The sequence below is a fragment of the Saccharococcus thermophilus genome, from assembly GCF_011761475.1.
Classification (GTDB): domain Bacteria; phylum Bacillota; class Bacilli; order Bacillales; family Anoxybacillaceae; genus Saccharococcus; species Saccharococcus thermophilus.
Map to the genome: position 1 here is coordinate 1,051,031 of NZ_JAASRS010000001.1, position 22,318 is coordinate 1,073,348.

General features: G+C 47.2%; 26 protein-coding genes and 1 pseudogene. 22 read left to right on the forward strand and 5 right to left on the reverse strand.

The genetic code is table 11. From position 1 onward, the window contains the following. Positions 1 to 2 precede the first annotated feature (2 nt). From BDD39_RS05385 to cobO, 13 genes are read left to right on the forward strand one after another with little or no spacing between them, the layout of a single operon-like run. On the forward strand, positions 3 to 833 hold the full coding sequence (locus BDD39_RS05385; RefSeq protein ID WP_166908822.1) for a sirohydrochlorin chelatase: 831 nt from the start codon (positions 3 to 5) through the stop codon (positions 831 to 833). Between the two features lie 12 nt (positions 834 to 845). Next, on the forward strand, positions 846 to 1,625 hold the full coding sequence (gene cobK, locus BDD39_RS05390; RefSeq protein ID WP_166908823.1) for a precorrin-6A reductase: 780 nt from the start codon (positions 846 to 848) through the stop codon (positions 1,623 to 1,625). Between the two features lie 17 nt (positions 1,626 to 1,642). Then, positions 1,643 to 2,290: a precorrin-8X methylmutase gene (locus tag BDD39_RS05395; RefSeq protein ID WP_166908824.1), complete on the forward strand. Its 648-nt coding sequence runs from the start codon at positions 1,643 to 1,645 to the stop codon at positions 2,288 to 2,290. Between the two features lie 4 nt (positions 2,291 to 2,294). Next, complete coding sequence (locus BDD39_RS05400) at positions 2,295 to 3,392, forward strand: cobalt-precorrin-5B (C(1))-methyltransferase (RefSeq protein WP_166908825.1); 1,098 nt, start codon at positions 2,295 to 2,297, stop codon at positions 3,390 to 3,392. After that, the gene (gene cbiE, locus BDD39_RS05405) at positions 3,379 to 4,584 is read left to right on the forward strand and encodes a precorrin-6y C5,15-methyltransferase (decarboxylating) subunit CbiE (RefSeq protein ID WP_166908827.1); all 1,206 of its coding nucleotides are present in this window, start codon (positions 3,379 to 3,381) and stop codon (positions 4,582 to 4,584) included. The genes BDD39_RS05400 and cbiE overlap by 14 nt, the downstream gene beginning before the upstream one ends. Further along, positions 4,581 to 5,282 carry a precorrin-2 C(20)-methyltransferase gene (gene cobI, locus BDD39_RS05410; RefSeq protein ID WP_166908829.1) on the forward strand — a complete coding sequence of 234 codons (702 nt, stop codon included), beginning with the start codon at positions 4,581 to 4,583 and terminating at the stop codon, positions 5,280 to 5,282. Before cbiE ends, cobI begins: the two co-directional genes overlap by 4 nt. Continuing rightward, positions 5,279 to 6,049 (forward strand): precorrin-4 C(11)-methyltransferase, encoded by a 771-nt coding sequence (cobM, locus tag BDD39_RS05415; RefSeq protein ID WP_166908831.1) that lies wholly within the window; start codon positions 5,279 to 5,281, stop codon positions 6,047 to 6,049. The genes cobI and cobM overlap by 4 nt, the downstream gene beginning before the upstream one ends. Before the next feature lie 4 nt (positions 6,050 to 6,053). Further along, positions 6,054 to 7,127, forward strand: coding sequence for a cobalt-precorrin 5A hydrolase (locus BDD39_RS05420; protein WP_166908833.1), 1,074 nt, complete (start codon positions 6,054 to 6,056; stop codon positions 7,125 to 7,127). Positions 7,128 to 7,140: 13 nt separating this feature from the next. Next, positions 7,141 to 8,505 carry a cobyrinic acid a,c-diamide synthase CobB gene (locus tag BDD39_RS05425; protein ID WP_166908835.1) on the forward strand — a complete coding sequence of 455 codons (1,365 nt, stop codon included), beginning with the start codon at positions 7,141 to 7,143 and terminating at the stop codon, positions 8,503 to 8,505. Further along, positions 8,498 to 10,009, forward strand: coding sequence for a cobyric acid synthase (locus BDD39_RS05430; protein WP_166908837.1), 1,512 nt, complete (start codon positions 8,498 to 8,500; stop codon positions 10,007 to 10,009). Before BDD39_RS05425 ends, BDD39_RS05430 begins: the two co-directional genes overlap by 8 nt. After that, a complete protein-coding gene (gene cobT, locus BDD39_RS05435) occupies positions 10,009 to 11,064 on the forward strand; it encodes a nicotinate-nucleotide--dimethylbenzimidazole phosphoribosyltransferase (RefSeq protein ID WP_166908840.1) in 1,056 nt (351 codons plus the stop codon). The genes BDD39_RS05430 and cobT overlap by 1 nt, the downstream gene beginning before the upstream one ends. After that, entirely contained in the window at positions 11,061 to 11,840 is a 780-nt protein-coding gene (gene cobA, locus BDD39_RS05440) for a uroporphyrinogen-III C-methyltransferase (protein WP_166908842.1), read from the forward strand. Before cobT ends, cobA begins: the two co-directional genes overlap by 4 nt. After that, positions 11,827 to 12,372: a cob(I)yrinic acid a,c-diamide adenosyltransferase gene (cobO, locus tag BDD39_RS05445; protein WP_166912272.1), complete on the forward strand. Its 546-nt coding sequence runs from the start codon at positions 11,827 to 11,829 to the stop codon at positions 12,370 to 12,372. The genes cobA and cobO overlap by 14 nt, the downstream gene beginning before the upstream one ends. Before the next feature lie 10 nt (positions 12,373 to 12,382). Here the strand turns inward: cobO and BDD39_RS05450 are convergent, their stop codons facing one another. Both BDD39_RS05450 and BDD39_RS05455 read right to left on the reverse strand, forming a co-directional pair. Beyond that, positions 12,383 to 12,535: a hypothetical protein gene (locus BDD39_RS05450; RefSeq protein WP_208404567.1), complete on the reverse strand. Its 153-nt coding sequence runs from the start codon at positions 12,533 to 12,535 to the stop codon at positions 12,383 to 12,385. 25 nt (positions 12,536 to 12,560) lie between these two features. Next, entirely contained in the window at positions 12,561 to 12,794 is a 234-nt protein-coding gene (locus BDD39_RS05455) for a DUF3892 domain-containing protein (RefSeq protein ID WP_166908844.1), read from the reverse strand. Between the two features lie 74 nt (positions 12,795 to 12,868). Here BDD39_RS05455 and BDD39_RS05460 point away from each other — a divergent pair, with 74 nt between their 5' ends. Next, a complete protein-coding gene (locus BDD39_RS05460; RefSeq protein WP_166908846.1) occupies positions 12,869 to 13,549 on the forward strand; it encodes a methyltransferase domain-containing protein in 681 nt (226 codons plus the stop codon). Between the two features lie 100 nt (positions 13,550 to 13,649). On the opposite strand, the pseudogene BDD39_RS16550 reads toward BDD39_RS05460, so the two are convergent. Both BDD39_RS16550 and BDD39_RS16555 read right to left on the reverse strand, forming a co-directional pair. After that, positions 13,650 to 13,712: pseudogene (locus BDD39_RS16550) on the reverse strand (YjcZ family sporulation protein); the annotation flags it as partial. Between the two features lie 150 nt (positions 13,713 to 13,862). After that, positions 13,863 to 13,991: a hypothetical protein gene (locus tag BDD39_RS16555; protein WP_017434161.1), complete on the reverse strand. Its 129-nt coding sequence runs from the start codon at positions 13,989 to 13,991 to the stop codon at positions 13,863 to 13,865. A 935-nt stretch (positions 13,992 to 14,926) separates the two neighbouring features. Between BDD39_RS16555 and BDD39_RS05470 the strand changes: the two genes are divergently transcribed. Next, positions 14,927 to 15,259, forward strand: a complete 333-nt coding sequence (locus tag BDD39_RS05470) for a hypothetical protein (RefSeq protein ID WP_166908848.1) — start codon at positions 14,927 to 14,929, stop codon at positions 15,257 to 15,259. Between the two features lie 436 nt (positions 15,260 to 15,695). On the opposite strand, the gene metA is transcribed toward BDD39_RS05470, so the two are convergent. Then, a complete protein-coding gene (metA, locus tag BDD39_RS05475; protein WP_166908850.1) occupies positions 15,696 to 16,604 on the reverse strand; it encodes a homoserine O-acetyltransferase MetA in 909 nt (302 codons plus the stop codon). 495 nt (positions 16,605 to 17,099) lie between these two features. On the opposite strand from metA, the gene BDD39_RS05480 reads away from it, so the two are divergent. The 7 genes from BDD39_RS05480 to BDD39_RS05510 all read left to right on the forward strand — a co-directional run bounded on the left by BDD39_RS05480 (position 17,100) and on the right by BDD39_RS05510 (position 22,252). Further along, complete coding sequence (locus tag BDD39_RS05480) at positions 17,100 to 17,621, forward strand: hypothetical protein (RefSeq protein WP_166908852.1); 522 nt, start codon at positions 17,100 to 17,102, stop codon at positions 17,619 to 17,621. Positions 17,622 to 17,682: 61 nt separating this feature from the next. Further along, complete coding sequence (locus tag BDD39_RS05485) at positions 17,683 to 18,159, forward strand: glutathione peroxidase (protein ID WP_166908854.1); 477 nt, start codon at positions 17,683 to 17,685, stop codon at positions 18,157 to 18,159. Positions 18,160 to 18,190: 31 nt separating this feature from the next. After that, positions 18,191 to 18,352, forward strand: coding sequence for a hypothetical protein (locus BDD39_RS05490; protein WP_166908856.1), 162 nt, complete (start codon positions 18,191 to 18,193; stop codon positions 18,350 to 18,352). Then, positions 18,349 to 20,229, forward strand: a complete 1,881-nt coding sequence (locus BDD39_RS05495; protein WP_166908858.1) for an ABC-F family ATP-binding cassette domain-containing protein — start codon at positions 18,349 to 18,351, stop codon at positions 20,227 to 20,229. Before BDD39_RS05490 ends, BDD39_RS05495 begins: the two co-directional genes overlap by 4 nt. Before the next feature lie 17 nt (positions 20,230 to 20,246). Then, entirely contained in the window at positions 20,247 to 21,374 is a 1,128-nt protein-coding gene (locus BDD39_RS05500; RefSeq protein ID WP_166908860.1) for a conserved virulence factor C family protein, read from the forward strand. 190 nt (positions 21,375 to 21,564) lie between these two features. Next, the gene (locus BDD39_RS05505) at positions 21,565 to 22,002 is read left to right on the forward strand and encodes a BrxA/BrxB family bacilliredoxin (protein WP_166908862.1); all 438 of its coding nucleotides are present in this window, start codon (positions 21,565 to 21,567) and stop codon (positions 22,000 to 22,002) included. Positions 22,003 to 22,120: 118 nt separating this feature from the next. Beyond that, a complete protein-coding gene (locus tag BDD39_RS05510) occupies positions 22,121 to 22,252 on the forward strand; it encodes a YuzL family protein (protein WP_166908863.1) in 132 nt (43 codons plus the stop codon). Positions 22,253 to 22,318: the final 66 nt, after the last annotated feature.

Consider the following 22,318-nt stretch of genomic DNA (forward strand, 5'->3'; position numbering starts at 1 on the left):
GAATGAAAGCAGTATTGTTTGTCGGGCACGGCAGCCGTGAACCGGAAGGAAACGACCAAGTCCGGCAGTTTGTCGAGCATCTAAAACCGCACATTGCAGCATCCTTACATGTCGAAACGAGTTTTTTAGAATTTGGACTGCCAACGATTCGCGAAGGGATTGACCGTTGTGTCGATGCCGGGGCTCGCGAAATTATCGTTATTCCGATTATTTTGCTGCCAGCGGGCCATTCGAAGCTGCATATTCCATCGGAGATCGATGAAGCAAAGAAGCATTATCCGCATGTGGCTTTCATCTATGGCCGACCAATTGGCATTCATGAGCAAACGTTTTCGATCTTAAAAACGAGATTACAAGAAATCGGTGAAAATATAGAAAAACCTGACCCGGAAACAGCGGTAGTGCTGCTTGGTCGCGGGGGAAGCGACCCTGATGCGAACAGCGATTTATATAAAATTTCCCGCTTATTTTGGGAACAAACGAACTATTTCCTTGTAGAACCAGCATTTATGGGAGTAACGACGCCATTGTTAGAAGATGGAGTGGAACGGTGCGTGAAGCTAGGGGCGCGGAAAGTGGTGGTTTTGCCGTACTTTTTGTTTACCGGCGTGCTTATCAAGCGTCTTGAAGAAAAAGTAAAACAATTTCGTTTTCAGTATCCGCAAGTCGATTTTGCGCTAGCAGGTTACTTTGGATTTCATCCGAAGCTAAAAACAATTGTGCTTGACAGATTAGAAGAAGCGCTTGGCAAGACGGTTATGATGAACTGTGATATGTGTCAATATCGGCTTCATGCTGCAGAGCATCACCATCATCACCACCATCATCATTAAGGGGGAACACGCATGATTATTGTATTAGCGGGAACGAGCGATGCCCGAAAGCTGGCGCTTTGTATTCAACAAGCAGGCTATGGTGTATTAGCGACGGTCGTTACAGAACATGCGGCGGATCAGTTGCGTGCTTCCGGCTTAGCGGTGCACCTTGGACGGCTGACGGCGGAACAATTGGCGGAGTTGATCCGCGTAAAGAAAGCGAAAGCGGTGGTGGACGCGAGCCATCCGTTTGCCGAAGAAGCGTCGAAAAACGCGATGCAAGCAGCCATAGACGCGGGGGTTCCATATATCCGTTACGAACGGCAAGCGGCTCCCGTTGCTTATGAGCGCGTCACGTTTGTTGACAGTTATGTAGAAGCAGCCGAGCTCGCTGCGAAAAAACAAGGCGTCATTATGCTAACGACCGGAAGCAAAACGTTATCCATTTTCGCAAAAAAGCTGTTAGGACTTCCGAATACGCGCGTGATTGCGCGCATGCTGCCGCGCAAAGATAATATGGAGAAATGTGAGGAACTCAAGTTTCCACAAGAAAATATCGTTGCGATGCAAGGTCCGTTTACGAAAGAACTAGATAAGGCGCTTTTCCAACATTTTGGCGTTACGTTGCTCATTACGAAAGAAAGCGGAAAAGTTGGGTTTGTCGATGAAAAAATCGCTGCCGCACAGGAGCTAGGGATTGAGACGATTGTCATCCGCCGTCCATCGATTCAGTATGGTACGGTGTATTCACAGTTTTCCGATGTCGTTAAGGCATTACAACAAATAGTACCGTTATCCATTCATTCATGAAAGAAAGGGGTTTTACCATGGATTTTCGCACGGAATTTCGTCCGATTACAGTCCAACCGCAACAAATTGAAGAAAGAAGTTTTCAAATCATTGATGAAGAAATTGGTGAACATCATTTTACGAAAGAACAATATCCGATTGTACAGCGCGTCATTCATGCTTCTGCAGATTTTGAGCTTGGAAAAAGCTTGTTGTTTCACCCTGATGCCGTCCATGCGGGAATCGAAGCAATACGCAGTGGCAAAACGGTCGTCGCTGATGTGCAAATGGTACAAGTCGGGGTAAATAAAGCGCGCATTGAAAAGTTTGGCGGCAAAGTGAAAGTGTATATTTCCGACGAAGATGTCATTGCGGAGGCGAAAAGGCTCAACACGACAAGAGCGATTGTCGCGATGCGAAAAGCGGCTAAAGAAGTAGAAGGCGGGATTTTTGCCATTGGCAACGCGCCAACGGCATTGCTGGAATTAATTCGTTTAATTAAAGAAGGAGAAGCACGTCCGGGATTAGTGATCGGCCTGCCGGTCGGGTTTGTGTCGGCGGCGGAATCAAAAGCGGAATTGGCGAAATTGGATGTTCCATTTATTACAAATATCGGCCGAAAAGGAGGAAGCACCATTACAGTGGCGGCGCTAAACGCGCTGTCACTGTTGGCAGAGCGAGGGTAAACGAATGGAAGCGAAAAAAACGTTACGCGAAGGATATACGACAGGGGCGTGTGCCACAGCGGCAACGAAAGCGGCATTAACGGCACTTATTACCGGCATCATACAAACGGAGGCAACCATTTATTTGCCAGTCGGACGATGGGCGACATTTGCGATTGAAGCGTGCGAGATTTATGGTGAGTCGGCGAAAGCAACGGTGATCAAAGATGGCGGGGATGACCCTGATGCGACGCATGGAGCGGCGATTGTATCAACCGTCTCATGGGCGGAGCAACCCGGCATTCATTTAGATGGCGGAAAAGGGGTAGGGCGCGTCACGAAACCGGGCTTGCCGGTGCCGGTTGGCGAAGCGGCAATTAATCCAATCCCGCGAAAAATGATTCACGAAACAGCGCGCGAAGTATTGGAACAATACGGCATTTCCCGTGGAGTGAACGTCATTATTTCCGTTCCTAACGGGGAAGAAATCGCCAAAAAAACGTTAAACGCGCGCCTCGGCATTATCGGCGGCATTTCGATTTTAGGGACGCGCGGCATTGTCATTCCTTTTTCGACGTCCGCCTACCGCGCAAGCATCATTCAGGCAATTCAAGTGGCAAAGGCAAACGGATGCGACCATGTTGTGATCACGACGGGAGGACGAAGCGAAAAGTTTGCGATACAGCAATATCCTCACCTCCCCGAGGAAGCATTTATTGAAATGGGGGATTTTGTCGGCTTTACTCTGAAACAATGCAAACGGCTCGGCATCCGAACCGTTTCCATGGTTGGGATGATGGGGAAATTTTCAAAAGTCGCACAAGGCATTATGATGGTGCATTCGAAAAGCGCTCCCATTGATTTTTCGTTTTTAGCAGCCATTGCTGAACAAGCCGGAGCTTCGCCGGAACTCGTTGCCGCTGTTCGCGAAGCCAATACGGCATCACAAGTTGGCGAGATGATGCAGGAAGCAGGGAATGAGCGCTTTTTTGAAATATTATGTGACCATTGTTGTTTATCCGCGTTACGTGAAGTGGGCGGCGGCATGACCGTGGAAACGTCGCTATACACAATGGGCGGTCAATTATTAGGAAAGGCGGTACGAAACGATGCAGGCGATTAAACTAATTGGCATTGGCGCCGATGGGAAAGCGAGCCTCCCGCGCCTTTATGAACGTTGGATTTATGAAAGTGAGTTATTGGTCGGAGGAGAGCGTCATTTAGCCTTTTTCCCTGATTATCAAGGCGAAACGCTCACGATTCGAGGAGGGCTATCACAGCTTGTCGAGCGGCTTCGCCATGAAACGAAACGCACCGTCATCGTCGCATCTGGTGATCCGATGTTTTATGGAATCGGCAGCTATTTATCTAGCAAACTGCCAATCGAAGTGTATCCAGCAGTCAGTTCGATTCAATGGGCGTTTGCAAAAATGGGAGAAAAGTGGCAGGACGCCAAATTTATTAGCGTCCACGGCCGCAGTATGAAAGGACTTGCCCAGCGAATTGACGGATGTGAAAAAGTAGCGATATTAACGGACGAAACGAATTCTCCTAATGCCATTGCGAAATATTTGCTTTCGTACGGAATGACCGAATACCGTGCGTTTGTCGGAGAAAATCTTGGCGGACAAGATGAACGGTGCCGCTTTTTCGAATTAGAAGAGATGGCAGATGCCGAGTTTTCCCCATTAAATGTGGTTATTTTACAAAAAACAAAAGCAGGTCCGATGTGGTCATTAGGAATTGACGATGCCGAATTTTTGCAACGCAAACCAGAGAAAGGACTGATTACGAAAAAGGAGATTCGGGTGTTGAGCATAAGCGCGCTTCGTCTTCATGCTAAGAGCGTCGTTTGGGATATCGGCACATGCACCGGTTCCGTCGCGATTGAAGCGGCGAAAATCGCCCGCGAAGGCGCCGTGTTTGCGATTGAAAAAAATGCCCATGATATCGAAATTTGTAAAGAAAACTTAAAAAAATTCCGCGTTGACATTACGCTTGTACACGGCAAAGCACCTGAGCATTTAGACGAATTTGCCGACCCGGATGCGATTTTTATCGGGGGAACGTCGGGAGAAATGGGACCGCTGCTTGATGTTTGTTGTCAACGCTTAAAACGAAACGGCCGCATCGTGATAAATGCGGTAACGATTGAAACGCTGGCGCAGGCGGTGGAAGGATTAAAGCAGCGCGGTTTTCAAGTAGACGTTACGCTCGCGCAAATCTCAAGAAGCAAATCGATTTTAGAGCTGACGCGGTTTGATGCGCTCAATCCGATTTATATCATTACGGCAAAGAGGGAGGAAGACGAATGAGCGGAACATTGTATGGCATCGGCGTTGGTCCGGGCGACCCGGAGTTGTTGACGGTGAAGGCGTTTCGCCGCCTGAAAGAAGCGCATGTCATTGCCTATCCGAAAAAACAGCGCGGCAGCAAAAGCTATGCCCAGCAAATTATTGAAGCATATTTTTCCCCGGCGGAAAAAGAGATGCTTGGTCTCGTCTTTCCAATGACGAAAAATATGGATGTGTTAACAGAAAAATGGAACGAAACGGCAGAAGCGATTTGGGAACAGCTAAGCGCAGGAAAAGATGTCGCGTTTGTGACGGAAGGAGATCCACTTTTATATAGTACGTTCATCCATCTGATGAAAATCATGAAAGAGCGGTATCCAAATGTTGCGATTGAAATTGTTCCGGGAGTTTCCTCCGTCAACGCGGCGGCAGCGAGACTGCAGATCCCGCTTGCCGACGGGGATGAACAGGTAGCGATTATTCCAGCGCGCGACGACTATGAAGCGATGAAAAAGGCGATTAGAGACCATGATTGCGTCGTCTTTTTGAAAGTGGCGAAAGTGATGGAAATGATGATCCGTCTTCTTCGCGAACAAAATTTATTGCAAAACGCCGCCGTGGTGACAAAAGTGACGTCAAAGGAAGAAATCATTTGGAATATCGAACAGCTTGAAGGAGTAGAGTTGGAATATTTAACGTTATTGGTGGTGAGAAAGTGAAACTATATATTATTGGCGCGGGCCCAGGGGCTCCGGATTTGATTACTGTGAAAGGCGCGCAACTGCTCCAAGAAGCGGACGCCATTTTTTACACTGATTCGCTCGTCAGCAACGAACTGATCGAGCGCTATCGAAAGCCGGAAGCGGAAGTATTTCATACGGCAGGAATGCATTTAGAGCAAATGGTTGAAGCGATGTTAGAACAGCTTAAGCAAGGAAAAAAAGTCGTGCGCATTCATACGGGAGATCCATCTGTTTACGGAGCGACACTTGAACAAATCGCGCTATTCAAAAAGCAAGGGGTGGAAGTGGAAATCGTCCCTGGCGTCAGTTCGGTATTTGCGGCGGCAGCGGCTGTTCAAGCGGAGCTAACCGTTCCGGATTTAACGCAGACGGTTATTTTAACGCGAGCGGAAGGACGAACACCAGTTCCAAATAGAGAAAAACTGGAAGATTTAGCAAAACATCGTTGCACATTAGCGTTATTTTTAAGCGCTACATTAACAAAAAAAGTAACAAAGGCACTAAGGGATGCTGGATGGAGCGATGATACCCCTGTTGTGATTGTGTATAAAGCGACATGGCCAGATCAAAAAATTGTCCGTTCGACGGTCGGCACGCTGGACGAGGATATGCGCGCAAACGGCATCCGAAAACACGCCCTCATTTTAGCAGGATGGGCGTTAGACCCTGCAATTATCGAGCGCGACTATCACTCGAAGCTGTATGATAAAACGTTCACACACGGATATCGACAGGGGGTGTGAGGAGTTGTATGCGATTGTTGCGATTACGAAGCATGGTGTTGATATTGCCCGCCGCGTCGGCGAGGAGCTTCCAAACGCCCGTGTGTATTATACGAATAAGTTTGCGAGAGGAGACGAAGACGAAAAAGGCATTCGCTTGTTTGAAGGGAACGTGCGGTTATTATTGCCGTCGCTTTTTCAAACATACCGCGGGCTTATTCTCATTATTTCGCTTGGTGCGGTCGTGCGAATGATTGCCCCGCTATTAAAAGATAAAAAAACCGATCCGGCGATCGTTGTTATTGATGATAAAGGGGAACATGTCATTAGCGTTCTTTCCGGACATCTTGGCGGAGCGAACGAACTGACGCGGCAAGTCGCGGAGATTTTACATGCCCATCCCGTCATTACGACTGCGTCTGACGTACAAAAAACGATTGCCGTTGATTTATTTGGCCGTTCCTTCGGCTGGGAGTGGGAATCCGACGAAAAGCTGACTCCCGTAAGCGCCGCCGTCGTCAATGAGCAACATGTTGCTATTGTACAAGAATCAGGGGAGCGAGAATGGTGGAACTATGATACCCCGCTGCCAAACAATATCCGTATTTATCATTCGATTGATGAAGCGCTAGCAGCAAAACCGGACGCCGCGCTTGTAGTTACCCATCGTTTATTAACGAAAGAGGAAGAAGCGATTTTACAAAACGGCGTTTTGTATCGCCCAAAAGTAATCGTGCTCGGTATCGGCTGCAATCGTGGAACAGCGGCGGAAGAAATTGACGCCGTCATTCGCGATACATTAGAGGAGCTGCGCTTTTCAATGAAAAGTGTGAAAGCGGTATGTACGATCGAATTAAAAAAAGACGAGCTAGGGTTGCTTGAAGTGGTGCGAAAATACGGATGGGAATTCGTCTATTATACCCCTGAACAACTGAATCAAGTAAACATCGAACAGCCTTCTGAAACCGTGTACCGCTATACAGGCGCTTACGGTGTGAGCGAGCCGGCAGCGAAGCTTTATAGCGGTGCAGAGAAATTGGAATTAGTGAAGAAAAAAGCAGGCAATGTCACGATTTCCGTGGCAATTTTGCACCATTAAGGGGGAAAACAACATGAGAAGAATCGTAATCGCCGGGACGGAAAGCGGCGTTGGCAAGACGACTATAACAATTGGATTGATGGCGGCGTTAAAACAAAAAGGCTACATTGTACAAGGGTTTAAATGCGGTCCGGATTATATTGACCCAACTTATCATACTGCTGTCACGGGCAGACCGTCGCGCAACCTTGACAGCTGGATGGTTGGACACGAAGCGGTTCAAGCGATTTGCGCAAAAGGCTGTGAAGGGGCTGACATCGCTATTATTGAAGGAGTCATGGGGATGTTTGATGGGAAGCGGCCGACGACAAACGAAGGAACGACGGCGGAAATTAGCGTATTAACGAATAGTCCGGTGCTATTGGTCGTCGACTGCGCCGGCATGGCACGGAGCGCGGCGGCGGTTGTCCGCGGCTTTCAAACGTTTGATGAACGCGTGCGCATTGCGGGAGTGATTGCCAACCGCGTCGGCAGTGAGGGACATTTTCGCCTTGTGAAAACGGCGATTGAACAAGAATGCGGCATTCCAGTGATCGGATTTTTAACCAAAGAAGATGCGCTCCACATTCCGGAGCGTCATTTAGGGCTCATTCCATCGATTGAGCGCGGGGAATTAGATCACTTTTTTGCGGAATTAGGAGAGCGCATTGCCAAGACGGTGGATCTCAATGCGTTACTAGAGCTCGCGGAAGCCCCAGCATTAAATGTTCTTCGATCGTATTTGGATGTAAACAAATCGTATAATGTGCGGATTGCGGTCGCAAAAGACGCGGCGTTTCATTTCTACTATCCGGAAAATTTAGAGCTGTTACAAGCGTATGGCGCCGAGTTAGTCTTTTTCTCCCCGCTTGCCGGCGAGACGCTGCCAGATGGGGTGCATGGGTTATACATTGGTGGCGGATTTCCCGAAGAGTTCGCAAAACAGCTTTCGGAACAAATGCATGTCAAGCAATCGATCCAAACGGCGATTGAAAACGGCTTGCCGACATTGGCCGAGTGCGGAGGGTTTATGTTTTTAACCGAAGGCATTCAAACAACGGACGGCTCGTACTATGAAATGGCCGGCGTCATTCCGGGACGGGTTGTCATGCATTCGCGGCTCGCCGCGCTAGGATATCGTGAAGTCAAGGGAGAGCCAGGGAACTTTTTGCTTCCGGAAGGCCTGCGAGCGCGAGGACATGAGTTTCATTATTCCACGTACGAAGCGCGCGGCGAGATTCCGTTTGCCTATGAAACAACGGGGCTTCGTGGTACGAAAAAAGATGGCTATCAGCATCAAAACTTAATTGCAGGCTATGTTCATTTTCATTTTGCTTCTTGTCCGCCAATGGTTGAAAATTGGCTAACGAAATGCGAGAAGGTGAAAGAACATGGCTAAAGCGTTGCCGATTATGTTCCAAGGAACGCATTCTGACGCGGGAAAAAGCATTATTGCCACGGCGTTTTGCCGCATTTTCGCGCAAAACGGCTGGAAAACGGCGCCGTTTAAATCGCAAAACATGTCACTTAATTCGTACGTGACGGTCGATGGGAAAGAAATTGGGCGGGCGCAAGGAATACAGGCGGAAGCGGCTGGCGTTGTCGCGACAACGGATATGAATCCGATTTTAATTAAACCGAGCCGCGAGCATGAATCGCAAATCGTCGTGCACGGAAAGCCGTATAAAAATATGCAGGCGTTCGCGTACCGCAACGAATTTTTTGAAAAGGGGCTGGCGATTATCCGCGAGTCGCTCGATGTCTTAATGAACGAATACGACCGGATCGTGATCGAAGGCGCAGGGAGTCCGGCGGAAATCAATTTGAACGATCGAGAGCTCGTCAATATGCGGGTCGCGCGCATGGCCAATGCCCCGGTCGTCCTAATCGGCGATATTGAACGGGGCGGCGTGTTTGCCAGCTTAGTCGGCACCTTACAGCTGTTAGAAAAAGAAGACCGCCAGCGCATTATCGGCGTGATCATTAATAAGTTTCGCGGTGACTTGGCACTATTGAAGCCGGGACTTGATTGGTTCGAACAATATACTGGCGTTCCTGTGTTAGGCGTCGTTCCATATTTAGAAGATTTACATATTGACGCAGAAGACTCCGTTAGTTTAGAACAAATGTCCACAACCGTAAATCCGGACAAAGATATTGATATTGCTGTTATTCGATATCCGAAAATATCTAATTTCACGGATGTGGATCCATTTTTGACCGAGCCGGACTGCCACGTTCGTTTTGTGACAACAGCCGCCCAGCTTGGCCAGCCAGATTTGCTTATTTTGCCGGGAAGTAAAAATACGATTGAAGACCTATTATATATGAAGGAAAACGGTATTGTGGAACAAATTGCACAGCTCTACAAACATCACCATGTGACGATTGTTGGAATATGCGGCGGTTATCAAATGTTAGGGGCTCGTATCCGTGATCCATTTGGTGTGGAAACACCGCTAAGGGAAATTGCCGGATTGAATCTCCTTCCGATTGACACGACGCTTGAGTGTGAAAAAACAACTGTTCTTTCGGAAGGAATATTGACATTTGCTGGTGAGCGCTTTTTCGTAAAAGGATATGAGATTCATATGGGCCGTTCACAGCTGCTTGACGGAACTGTCCCGTTTATTCATGTGCAAGGGCGAGCGGAAGGCGCTAAAAGCAAAGATGAACGGGTGATCGGCACATATTTTCATGATCTTTTTCATAATGACGCTTTTCGAGAGGCGTTATTAAATAAAATTCGCCGTGAGAAAAGCTTATCGCCTATTTACGGTCGTCAGTCGTTCCGTACTATAAGAGAACAAGCTTTTGACCGCCTTGCCGATCATGTGAAGCGGCATGTCCGCATCGAAGAAATCGAAGAAAAAATGTATGTGTTTCAAAGGGGGGATGTGTAATGTTATTTTCGATTCCAAAGCTTAATAAAGAAATAGGGAAAGAGGTATGCGCTTACGTCGACCAATTGACAAAACCGGTTGGCAGCCTTGGTCGTTTGGAACAGTTAGCGGTAGAGCTAGCGGAAATGACAGGAAACAAATTTCCTGATGTTTCACCACCGGGTGTGCTTGTGTTTGCTGCTGATCATGGTGTTGCGAAAGAAGGAGTGTCAGCGTTTCCGCCAGAAGTGACAGCACAAATGGTATGGAATTTTGTTCAAGGCGGCGCGGCGATTAACGTATTCAGCCGGCAAATTGGCGCAATATTTGCCATTGTTGATGTTGGGGTCGCTGCACCAATTGAACATGAAGCGGTAATTTCGAAAAAAGTGCGGTACGGAACAAACAATTTTTGCGAAATGGAAGCGATGAGCAATGCGGAAGCGGAACAAGCGCTAATAGTTGGTTACGAACAAGCAAAGGAAATAATCGACAAAGGAGCGCGTACTCTCATTGTCGGTGAAATGGGCATCGGCAATACGACTACCGCGAGTGCGATTTTAACGGCGGTGAGCGGCAAGCCAATTGAACAACTCGTCGGGAGAGGAACAGGCATTTCGGAAGAGAAGATTGTGCATAAAGTCAATGTTATTCGCCGCGCGTTGTCACTTCATCAGCCTGATCCGTCTAAACCGATTGAATTATTATCCAAAATCGGTGGCTTGGAAATCGCAGCGATGGCAGGTGCGATGTTGGCGGCAGCGAAGCGGCGCGTTCCGATTTTATTGGACGGATTTATCTGTACGGTTGCTGCACTTGTAGCTAAGCTTTTCGCTCCGGATGTTGCTGATTATATGATTGCCGGTCATCGTTCTCAAGAAATTGGTCATCAAATTGCTCTTGAATTATTAGGAAAAGAGCCGCTTATCGATTTAAGTATGCGACTTGGCGAAGGCAGCGGTGCGGCTGTTGCATTTCCGCTGTTGACATTTGCGACAGCGATGATAAAAGAAATGGCGACATTTGCTTCTGCCCACATTTCAAATTCTGTAGAAGGAGCAGGAAAACAATCATGACAAATGGAAAAGTATATATCGTTGGTGCCGGTCCCGGTGATGAAAAGCTAATCACTGTCTATGGATTGGAGTGTATTCAACAAGCTGACGTCATTATTTACGACCGGTTGATTAATAAAAATTTACTGAAATACGCCAAAAGCGGTGCGGAGCTCATTTACTGCGGAAAAGAGCCGGGAAAGCACGCGTTCATTCAAGAACGGATTCATGAACTGTTAGTCGAAAAAGCAAAACAAGGAAAAATTGTCACTCGTTTAAAAGGAGGCGATCCTTGCGTTTTTGGACGGGTCGGGGAAGAAGCAGAGGTACTTGCGCATCACGGCATTCCGTTTGAAATCGTTCCTGGCGTGACGGCGGGAATCGCAGCTGCCGCTTATGCCGGCATACCGGTTACACATCGGGAATATGCTGCTTCGTTTACCATTGTTACTGGCCACGGCCGTCAAGAAAAGGGAGATGACCGTCTTCATTGGGAAGGATTAGCGAAAGGAAGCGATACGATTGCCTTTTATATGGGTATCGGCAATTTGTCGTATATTTGCCAAAAACTAATCGAACATGGAAAGCCGTCGAATACTCCTGTGGCGGTGATCGAATGGGGAACGACGGAACGACAACGAACGGTTGTCGGTACGTTGCAGACGATTACCGATATCGTCAAGAAAGCTGGTCTTTCCCATCCAGCGATTATTCTTGTCGGAGAGGTCGTTCGGCTCCGTGAAACGATTCAATGGTTTGCCGAGATGGACCGAGGTGAGACGGTTGCCACCACATAAAAAGAAAGGGCGCATCATCATTTATACGGGGGATGGAAAAGGAAAAACGACCGCCGCTCTCGGATTGGCGATACGAGCGGCAGGAAGGGGGAAAAAAGTCGCCGTCATTCAGTTTATTAAGTCACCGGAACGAACGTATGGAGAGCATCTTATATTTCAAAAACTCGGGATCGAAATGTATCAAATGGGCGCCGGGTTTACGTGGACGAAAACGCCCGAAGTGCACCGGCAGGCATTGAAAGCGGCATGGGAATTTACGAAAGAAAAAGTGTTATCGGGTATGTACGACTTGATTGTTTTAGATGAACTGAATAATGCGCTTGCGATTGACCGGTTTCCGGTTGACGATATCGTCTCCGTTCAAGACGTACTTCGATTAATGGAAAAGCGTCCACCTGATCTTCATTTAGTTATTACCGGCCGTTCGGCGAATCGGGAATTAATCGAGATCGCTGACATTGTTACGGAGATGAAACTGATCAAACACGATTATGAGCAAGGCGTTACGGCAATGAAAGGGATGGAGCTGTAGCTCATCCCTTTTACTCGTATAGGTCGGTTTTGTCGTTTTGCGATTTGTTTTGTTTTCTGCCTTTGCTGTTGTCCCCGGAAACAGGGCCGTTAAGCAAGGACATGGCATCTTGCGTCGGAGCGTTTTGATTTTTGCTTCCTTTGTTCGGCCGTTTTGTCATCATTGCTTCATCCTTTCTTTTTAGGGTTTTAGAAAAAGGTTGGAAGATAGTCGAGGATGTTGAACGCATCTCCATCTGGATTGGAACGGATATATTGTTCGCCATCCTGTTCGTTTACGACATGGAAACCGCTGATCGCACCGCTTTCCACTTCCATTAGGGCTTTTTGGTATGACAGGACCCGTCCTGTCGATGTTTTCCAGCTAATAATGTCACCTTGGTGATTTTTTTGTACGGCGACAAACGTTTCTTGTTGGTTCATTGTCATTCACTCCTTCTTGCCTGTTGTTATTTTTAGTGAGAAGGGAACATTTTATGTAAAAAGAGGTGATATTCGTGGCAACATTTGATTGGCATAAAGAAGCAGAAAGACAGTGGGATGAAAGAGCCGAGTTTTGGCATCAAAGCAGCGAGGAGATGTGGGAGCGAGGGAGCCGAAAAACGGTCATTCCTTTTATTGCTTCTTACATTCCAAAAGGAAGCAACATCCTCGATTTAGGCTGCGGCGACGGCTATGGCTCTTGGAAGCTGGCCGAGGCAGGGTATGAGGTGACCGGCGTCGATTTATCGGCCGAAATGATCGAAAAAGCAAAAGCTCGAGGCGAAAGCGAACGGCTTCGCTTTGTGCAGGGGGATTTAACGAAGTTGCCATTTGCCGCGGAAACGTTTGCCGCAGCGATGGCCATTAATTCCCTCGAATGGACGGAGCAGCCGCTTGAGGCGCTCCAAGAAGCAAAACGGGTGTTAAAGCGAGGCGGCTATTTTTGCGCCGGCATTCTCGGGCCGACCGCCGCGCCGCGCGTCAACAGCTATCCGCGTTTATACGGAAAACCAGTCATCTGCAATACGATGATGCCGTGGGAATTCGAGCGGTTAGCCAAAGAGAACGGATGGGAGATCATCGGCGGACAAGGGGTGTACAAACGGGAGGTGCCCGAAAGCCTCATCGGCTCGCTGCCAATCGTGCTAAAGCAAGCGTTGACGTTTATGTGGATTTTTATGCTGCGGAAGAATTAAAGATGTGCGCAATCGCTGCCGTGGTGCATAAAATGAAAACAAATAGAGAGAACTGCCTGTTTGCCAAACAGCTCCCTCGCCTTTCTTTTATCCCGCTATGTTAGAAACCGTAGCCGACAATAATCAATAAAATAAACAATACAACAACTAACGCAAAGCCGTTTTCGCTTCAATTGCAGCGCATTTGCCTGCGACCACCTTTTATCAAGCTGCCGCATTGGATGAAAAAATGGCGTAAGGGAACTGGACCATCGTGGGAGGGGCAAAAAGCGGGCGGAAAAGTAGAAAACCTTGGCGTTTCGCCAAGGTTTTTTTAGCTTGCGGTATATTTTTCTTCCCATTTTTGCCGCCATTTATTGCGGCGTTCCGTGCGTGCCCCTTTATACAAATGTTTATATTTGCGCCAGTGTATTTTCCATTGCTTTCTCCGTTCCGCTCTCACGCATGCTCATCCCTTTCTCTAGTTGTTTCTTGTTCTATGAGGTGTATTCGCTGAGGAAGCGGTCGAATCCTTTGACTAGTTTTGTCGAGGGGTAGGAAGTTTCCGCGAACAATCGCGAATAAGAATAATCGTTTTCCGTCGTTTTGTCAAGGAACATGCAATTATTCCCTTTATCTAGAAAATAGCAAATATTTTTATAGCGATTTTTACCATATATAGAATGTGGGAGAAAAACGTTATTGAGTGTTCTGATCATCATTGCGTGGTTGATTGTTTGCGGATGGATAGAAGCATGTTTCAAAACTATTTCAGCGTCAGTCATTACCAACACGGTTCGAGCAGCAAGAAGATAGGGAGCGGGATGCTCCCTTTTTTGCGTTGTCGGATGCGGAGCAACAGAAATTATATTTCATCTTGTTAGGTTTTTAGAAGGTGGGCAAAACATGGTTGATAATCTCATTTTACTAGTTGATAATCTCAATTTTACTTTGCTTTAGTTGTCAAGCGGAAGAACATAAAGGAGAACGTACTTATTATATATTAAAGCAAAATGTCGAAGGATGATGAAAATGCCGGTAGCAACGAAGCTTAAAAAAGCTACGTTTAAACATATCGAAGCAGAATTGTAATTGAAAGAAATGATTCGAAATAATACATGTTTTGCCGGGAGGAAGTAGATGAAAACAGGGGCGGGGGTCGCGCTCCTCTTTTAGGGAAGCCGGCGGAATCCATCGCCACGCGATTGGCGGCACATTAGCGGTTAGCACAGTTAGGGGAAATTGCAAATATATACACCATGGCTGGAAGTGCATCAGAGGCTGATTCTATTATGGCATTGGACAAGACGGTATACATGGGGTGGACTAGCTGACAAATTAGTAAACGCCAAGCCACGGTGACGGAGTGAAATTATTTATGCGATTGGAGGGATCGGGATGGAGATGAATTCAGAGTTTATGAAAGAATTAGCTGATATACTCTACAAATACAATTTAGCTTGCATAAAGTCGGATAACGGCATTATAGGTTATAAAAATGGTGAATTCAAAATATTCAATAATACGTTTGTTAGCGCGAAACCAAAAGGAATTGAAATGAGTGGTTACAGTTTAGATTTATATGGAGTAAAGAATAAAAGAGAACTTTTACTGAAAATAGCAGCAGAAATAAAAGATTGTTTTGACAAAAACCAGATAGAAGCAATTGAGGGGGATTATTTTATTGGTTTTGATGATGGCGGCAAATTCAAAATAAGTATTGCTAAATAACGTTATTTTCATGCTCCTTTCAGAATATAATTACGAAATACTTCTTCATCCCTGTGTCGATGGAAAAATAGATACAAATGGGATAAAGAGGAAATATCGGATCCATTGGTAGAGGAACTGCTAGAATTCACCTGCCGGAAGAGATTTGTGTGAGTCCGCAGCTTTATATATCCAGAAGTTTTTAGGTATTTCATAGGAACAAGAGATGTGGATACCTTTGAAATCGTAAGCTGAAATGAGGCTGGCTCAAAAGGCCGCTGAATCGACCTTTTGATGCCATCCTCTTTTGTTTGGAGGTGATGAGGGTGGGCTTGACCACATTTTGACCACGTACCTACCGCACCCACAGCCGGCAAACCAATATAGCCATGATACAAAAGTGTTGATTTTACGAGATTTTTCCAACCACCAACGGCCAAGAAATCCCTAAAAATACTTATTCCCATTCATACGGCGTTTCCTGGTAGACATAATAGTTCAGCCAGTTGACAAACAATAAATTCGCATGGGAGCGCCAAGTGTTGAGCGGCTCTTTTGTTGGATCGTCGTTTGGAAAATACGATTCTGGAATGTGAATCGGAAGCCCTTTGGCTAAGTCACGCTCATACTCCTCTTTTAGTGTCGTGGCGTCGTATTCTGGATGGCCGGTCAAAAAGATTTGCTTTCCGTCATTGGACGCGACTAAACATACACCGGCTTTTTCGGCGACGGATAAAATCGTCAGTTCCGGCACTTTTTCGATATCTTCGCGTTTGACGTCGGTATGGCGCGAATGCGGCATGCGGAAGACATCGTCAAACCCGCGCAATAATTTGACATTTTTCACTTCAAGCGAATGTTTGAAAACGCCGAAGCATTTTTGCGGCAGCGGGTATTTTGGAATGCCGTAATGATAATAAAGGCCGGCTTGCGCTCCCCAGCAAATATGTAAAGTCGATGTGACATTCGTTTTCGTCCATTCCATAATTTCCGTTAGCTCTTTCCAGTATGTGACTTCTTCAAACGGCATTTGTTCGACCGGAGCGCCGGTAATGATCATGCCGTCAAACTTACGGTGGCGGATATGCGGAAAGATCGTATAAAACTGGTCTAAGTGATGTTTGCTTGTCGTTTTCGGCTCATGGGTAGCTGGGCGCAAAAAAGTGACGTTCACTTGCAGCGGCGAATTGCCAAGAAGGCGCAATAACTGTGTTTCCGCTTTTTCTTTTTCCGGCATTAAATTTAAAATCACTATGTTCAACGGACGAATGTCCTGTGAATACGCCCGATCCTCATCCATGACGAAAATATTTTCTTGTTCGAGTATTTCTTTGGCTGGCAAATCTTTTGGAATATTGATTGGCAACAGATTTCCCTCCATTCGTTCAGTTTTAAATAACTTAATTATAAAAACTTTACAAATTTTATTCAATTCATTTTTTTAAAATTCTCCGAATGATAAAATATATGTATTTGAGTACATTGAAGATTATTGAAGGAACCAATCCGAATCGATTCCTGACAAAATCCGCAAGATCGCGCAGATTGTCTACGGTGCGAGAGACGTAGAATTTTTGCTAACAACGCAAAAACAAATCCAACTGTTTGCCAATTCGGCTGGGACGAGCTGCCGATCTGCATAGCGAAAACGAATATTCGCTGTCGGATGGTCCGATAAAACTTGGCCGTCCAACAGATTTTATGATAATGGCAAGGGGGCTGAAGTCATCGACCGGTGCAGGTTGTCGAGTTGAATGGCGATGTCATGATAATGCAGGGGCTGCCGAAACAGCCGGAGGCGCTTGCGGATGGATGTCGGTGAAATGAAAATGCGGCCGGACTGATTTAAGGGAGTGATGGGATGTTTGATCCAACAGCGTTTGACAATTTGAAAACGGTGCTGGAGGGTGCAGTATACGATTTGGATTTAGAAGGGGACATTGTGGTGATTGACCGGCGTGATTTAGTTGATTTAGCTCATTTTTCCCGGATGTATACGATTTCCTTCCGCTTACCGTCTACTCCCCCGCCGCCTGTATCGTGCATGATCTGTCTTGAGATGGATCTGGAGCAAATCGCAAACGAACTGCTTCAGCGTTCGGTTCGACCGGGCTGCCGATTGACGGTTTCTTTCTTTCTTCCAATTCGGCAGCTGGAAACGTGCTCATTCATCGAAAGCGCGCTGCGGCGCATTTGGGGGGACAAGCGTACGATACGGCAAACGTTAAGCCATGAGTTTCCTCATGAAACACCTGGCTATCGTAATGAAGTAACGATTGAATTCGGCCGTTTGATTTATGAAGATAATGTCGCCGACCTGCAGGCAATGATTCCGTACATGACCGCTTCGCTCGAGCAATTGCAAAAGTTTTCTGGCAAATAAAGGGCGCGGAAGTGGAAAAAGGGCGGAAAATCCATTATGATGGGAAGTGAGGTGAAGTCGGATGAGTGTATACGATTTTAGCGCGAAAACGATTCGCGGCGAAGAACAGTCATTAGCGGATTACAAAGGAAAAGTGTTGCTGATTGTCAATACGGCGAGCAAATGCGGCTTTACCCCACAGTATAAAGAGTTGCAGGAACTGTATGAGCAATACCGTGATCGCGGTTTTGTCGTTCTCGGCTTTCCGTGCAATCAATTTGGCCATCAAGAGCCGGGCACGGAAGAAGAGATTAAGCAGTTTTGCCAAGCCAATTACGGGGTTACCTTTCCGATGTTTGCCAAAGTCGATGTCAATGGCGAAAGCGCCCATCCGCTTTTCCAATATTTAAAGGAAAAAGCCCCGGGCGTGCTTGGAACGAAGGCGATTAAATGGAACTTTACGAAGTTTTTGGTTGATCGAAACGGAAATGTGGTCGCCCGTTTCGCTTCACAGACGCGGCCGAGCGAATTAAAAAGCGAAATTGAAAAACTGTTATAAAAACTGTCTTTCCACTGTGGAAGACGGTTTTTTGTCCATAGCGGAAGAAAGCGGAAGCGGCAGCGATGGCGAAGTTTTTCTTGTGGTGAAAAAACAGTTGCGTTTTTTTCTTAGCCGTGCACAAACGGCATGTCACGCTTCGCCGCATTCCGCGCCTGAAGAAGCAGAAGCGAGAGTGAGATGGTTGCCATGAAAATGTTAACAGTAGAAGGAATTTCGAAAAGTTACGGAGAAAAAACGCTGTTTCAGCAATTGTCTTTTACAGTGAAAGAAGGGGAGCGCATCGGCATCATCGGCGTCAATGGCACCGGAAAATCGACGTTGTTGCGCATCATTGCCGGTGTAGACGCGCCGGATGAAGGAAATATTGCCTATCCAAAAGATTTCACGATCGGCTATTTGCCTCAGCAGCCGGAACTTCACCCTGATCTGACCGTGCTAGAGCAAGTATTTCAGCGAGATAATCCACTGATTCGCCTGTTGCGCGACTATGAGCTGGCGCTCGCCGAGCTCGCCGAGCATCCGCTTGATGAAAAGCGGCAGGCGCGCTTGTATGCCCTCTCGCAGCAAATGGATGCGCAAAATGCATGGGATGCCAATGCCAACGCCAAGGCGATTTTAACAAAGCTGGGGATTCCTGACATGACCAGGCGAATCGGCGCGCTTTCCGGCGGACAAAAGCGGCGCGTCGCGCTGGCGCAGGCTTTGATTGAGGCGCCCGATCTGCTTGTGCTTGATGAGCCGACGAACCACCTTGATGATGAGGCGATTCGCTGGCTCGAGGAATATTTGGTGCGCTATCAAGGGGCAGTATTGTTTGTCACGCACGACCGCTACTTTTTGGACCGTGTCACGAATCGCATCTTTGAGCTAGACGGCGGCAAGCTATATACGTATGTTGGAAATTATGCGGCGTTTTTGGAAGCGAAAGCGCTCCGCGAAGAACAAGAGCGCGCCGCTTCGCAAAAGCGGCGTCAGCTGTACCTTCGTGAGCTTGAATGGGTCAAGCGCGGCGCCAAAGCGCGGACGACGAAACAAAAGGCGCGTTTGCAACGGTTTGCCCAGCTCGAAGCGTCGCTGACGACGGAAAAAAGCGGGCAGCTGGAGATGAAGCTGGGCGGCAGCCGGCTTGGCAAAAAGGTGATCGAGCTGAAGCGAATCAGCCATTCGTTTGGCGGCAAGCAGCTCTTTCATTCCTTTAACCTGCTTGTCAAACCGGGTGACCGCATTGGCATTGTCGGGCCGAACGGCAGCGGCAAATCCACTTTGCTTAATATCATCGCCGGACGGCTGCAGCCGGAGGAAGGGGAAGTGGAAATTGGCCCGACCGTGAAAATCGCTTATTATACACAAGAACATGTGGAAATGGATGAACAAAAACGGGTCATCGAATATATTCGCGAAGCGGGCGAGGCAATACGCACCATCGACGGAGAGACGATCTCCGCCGCGCAGTTGCTTGAGCAGTTTTTGTTTCCAATGCATATGCATGGAACGCTGATTCGCAAGCTGTCCGGCGGGGAAAAGCGCCGCTTATATTTGTTGCGCTTGTTGATGAGCGGGCCAAACGTGTTATTGCTCGATGAGCCGACGAACGATTTGGATACGAAAACGTTAACGGTTCTAGAAGATTATTTGCAGTCGTTTCCAGGCGTTGTGATGACCGTTTCCCATGACCGCTACTTTTTAGATAAAGTCGCCGAACAGCTTTGGATTTTAGATGGGAACGGCAACATCCATACGTATATCGGCGAATATTCGGAATACTTGGAGGAACAGCGGCAATTGCCGGCAAAGCAAGAAAAGCAGCCTGCAAAAGAAACGAAACCGTCAAGAAAACAGACGAAACGCCGGCTGACGTACAAAGAACAAAAAGAGTGGGAAGAAATTGAAACCAATATAGCCAAACTGGAAGAAGAATTGCAGCGGGTCGCCGAAGAGATGGAAGCTTGTGCGAGCGATTATGAAAAAGTTCAGCAGCTTGCCGAGCAATACGAAATGCTTTCCGCCGAGCTCGATGCGTTGCTGGAGCGGTGGGCCGAGCTGTCGGAGCTCGTCGAGTCGTCATAAGCAAGGAGGGAGCAGAATTGAAAATTAAATCAATTGAACCGACGCCAAGTCCGAATACGATGAAAGTGCTCTTAGATGAGGAGCTGCCTTTTGGCACGAGCCATAACTATAAGCCGGACAATATCGATACGGCGCCGCCTCTGATCCAAGAACTGATGAAAATCGAAGGCGTCAAGGGGATTTATCATGTCGCTGACTTTTTAGCCGTGGAGCGCAATCCGAAATACGATTGGAAAGGCATTTTGACAAAAGTTCGTGAAGTGTTCGGAGAAGATGTGGAAGGCGGGCAGGAGACGGTCCAAAAGCCAAACGAACATTTTGGCGAAGTGAAAGTATATGTGCAAATGCTTTACGGGCTGCCAATGCAGGTGAAATTGACCGATGGTGAAAAAGAACACCGCGTCGGACTGCCAAAGCCGTTTATCGATGCGGTCATTGAAGCACAGAAATATTCGGATAATATCGTGCTAGAGCGAAAATGGGTGGAAAAAGGTGTACGTTACGGTACATTCGAAGAAATTGGTAATGAAATGGTCGAAGAACTTTCGGCAGCGTATCCGCCAGAACGATTAGAGCGCATTGTTCAAATGTTCCGCCGCGGTGAACAAACAAAAACGCAAAAACGTCCAAGCATCAAAGTAACGGAAGAAATGCTTAATGATCCGGATTGGACGAAACGGTATGCGGCGTTAGAGCAAATGGCGGAGCCGACAGAAGACGATATACCAGTGTTAGCAAAAGCGCTAAAAGATGAAAAAGTAGCGATTCGCCGCTTAGCGACCGCGTACTTAGGGATGATCGGCGGCAAAAAAGTGTTGCCGTATTTGTATGAAGCGCTGAAAGATAAGTCGGTGTCCGTCCGCCGCACCGCGGGTGACTGCTTGTCCGATATCGGCGATCCAGAAGCGATTCCGGTTATGATGGAGGCGCTGAAAGACCCAAGCAAGCTCGTTCGCTGGCGCGCCGCCATGTTTTTATATGAAGTCGGCGATGAATCGGCATTGCCGGCGTTAAAAGCGGCGGAAAACGATCCGGAGTTTGAGGTAAGCATGCAAGTGAAAATGGCAATCGAGCGCATTGAAGGCGGCGAGGAAGCGAAAGGATCGGTTTGGAAGCAGATGACGGAAAGCAGAAAAAAGGGTTAATAATAAAACGTGATAAAAATTGGAAAAGGCGCACGGCGTATGGCCGCGCCTTTTCTTTATGGAAAACATTTTATGTGTAATGTTAAATCATTCACAACGTAAGTACGATTGTTTTAGTTATTTTGATTGATTTTTCGGGAATAAAATAGTATTCTGATGACATCGAATATCGTTTGGAGGGATTTTCGTTATGTCGATGGCATATGAAGAATATATGCGCCAGCTTGTGCAGCCGATGCGCGACGAACTAGTGAACGCCGGATTCCGCGAACTGCGCACAAGTGAAGAAGTGGAACAATTTATGGAAAATGTCGAAGGCACAACTTTTGTCGTGGTGAACTCCGTTTGCGGATGTGCGGCGGGGCTAGCGCGTCCAGCGGCAACGCAGGCGGTATTGCGCAGCGAGAAAAAACCGGATCATTTAGTGACGGTCTTTGCCGGCCAAGATAAAGAAGCGACGGCGAAAATGCGCGAATATTTTGTTGGCTACGCCCCTTCGTCACCATCGATGGCGCTGTTAAAAGGAAAAGAAGTCGTCCATTTTATTCCGCGCGATGAAATTGAATTTCAATCGATGGAAGCTGTGATGGAAAACATTATGAACGCATTTGAAAAACATTGCGATTAAGGATGCTTGTCGGCATCCTTTTTTCTTTATCTCGTATGGATGTGGCGGGGTTCAGCGGCTTGGCGAAAGGAATAGAAACAGGCGTAAAAGGGAACGTTAAAGGCGGAGGTGACGCAAGTTGGCAAAGCGGAAAAAAGATCCGTCGAAAACCGGGATAGGTGCGCCAAACGTAAAAGGACAAGGAACAACACAAACAGAAACAGGAGCGCGTGAGCTCGACTCCGCGCGCAAGAAAACGAAAATCGATTAATAGAAAAACTCGCAATCATCTTGCGAGTTTTTCTTATGCATTGGCAATACAGCTGTAGATAAAATA

Bases quoted from the DNA above. Each gene is read 5' to 3' on its own strand.
- BDD39_RS05505 (WP_166908862.1), top strand. From the start codon at position 21,565: ATGTCGATGGCATATGAAGAATATATGCGCCAGCTTGTGCAGCCGATG.
- BDD39_RS05430 (WP_166908837.1), top strand. From the start codon at position 8,498: ATGGCTAAAGCGTTGCCGATTATGTTCCAAGGAACGCATTCTGACGCG.
- cobA (WP_166908842.1), top strand. From the start codon at position 11,061: ATGACAAATGGAAAAGTATATATCGTTGGTGCCGGTCCCGGTGATGAA.
- BDD39_RS05385 (WP_166908822.1), top strand. From the start codon at position 3: ATGAAAGCAGTATTGTTTGTCGGGCACGGCAGCCGTGAACCGGAAGGA.
- BDD39_RS05455 (WP_166908844.1), bottom strand. From the start codon at position 12,794: ATGAACCAACAAGAAACGTTTGTCGCCGTACAAAAAAATCACCAAGGT.
- cobT (WP_166908840.1), top strand. From the start codon at position 10,009: ATGTTATTTTCGATTCCAAAGCTTAATAAAGAAATAGGGAAAGAGGTA.
- BDD39_RS05450 (WP_208404567.1), bottom strand. From the start codon at position 12,535: ATGATGACAAAACGGCCGAACAAAGGAAGCAAAAATCAAAACGCTCCG.
- BDD39_RS05395 (WP_166908824.1), top strand. From the start codon at position 1,643: ATGGATTTTCGCACGGAATTTCGTCCGATTACAGTCCAACCGCAACAA.
- cobK (WP_166908823.1), top strand. From the start codon at position 846: ATGATTATTGTATTAGCGGGAACGAGCGATGCCCGAAAGCTGGCGCTT.
- BDD39_RS05400 (WP_166908825.1), top strand. From the start codon at position 2,295: ATGGAAGCGAAAAAAACGTTACGCGAAGGATATACGACAGGGGCGTGT.
- BDD39_RS05470 (WP_166908848.1), top strand. From the start codon at position 14,927: ATGGAGATGAATTCAGAGTTTATGAAAGAATTAGCTGATATACTCTAC.
- cbiE (WP_166908827.1), top strand. From the start codon at position 3,379: ATGCAGGCGATTAAACTAATTGGCATTGGCGCCGATGGGAAAGCGAGC.
- BDD39_RS05495 (WP_166908858.1), top strand. From the start codon at position 18,349: ATGAAAATGTTAACAGTAGAAGGAATTTCGAAAAGTTACGGAGAAAAA.
- BDD39_RS05425 (WP_166908835.1), top strand. From the start codon at position 7,141: ATGAGAAGAATCGTAATCGCCGGGACGGAAAGCGGCGTTGGCAAGACG.
- BDD39_RS05485 (WP_166908854.1), top strand. From the start codon at position 17,683: ATGAGTGTATACGATTTTAGCGCGAAAACGATTCGCGGCGAAGAACAG.
- BDD39_RS05480 (WP_166908852.1), top strand. From the start codon at position 17,100: ATGTTTGATCCAACAGCGTTTGACAATTTGAAAACGGTGCTGGAGGGT.
- cobI (WP_166908829.1), top strand. From the start codon at position 4,581: ATGAGCGGAACATTGTATGGCATCGGCGTTGGTCCGGGCGACCCGGAG.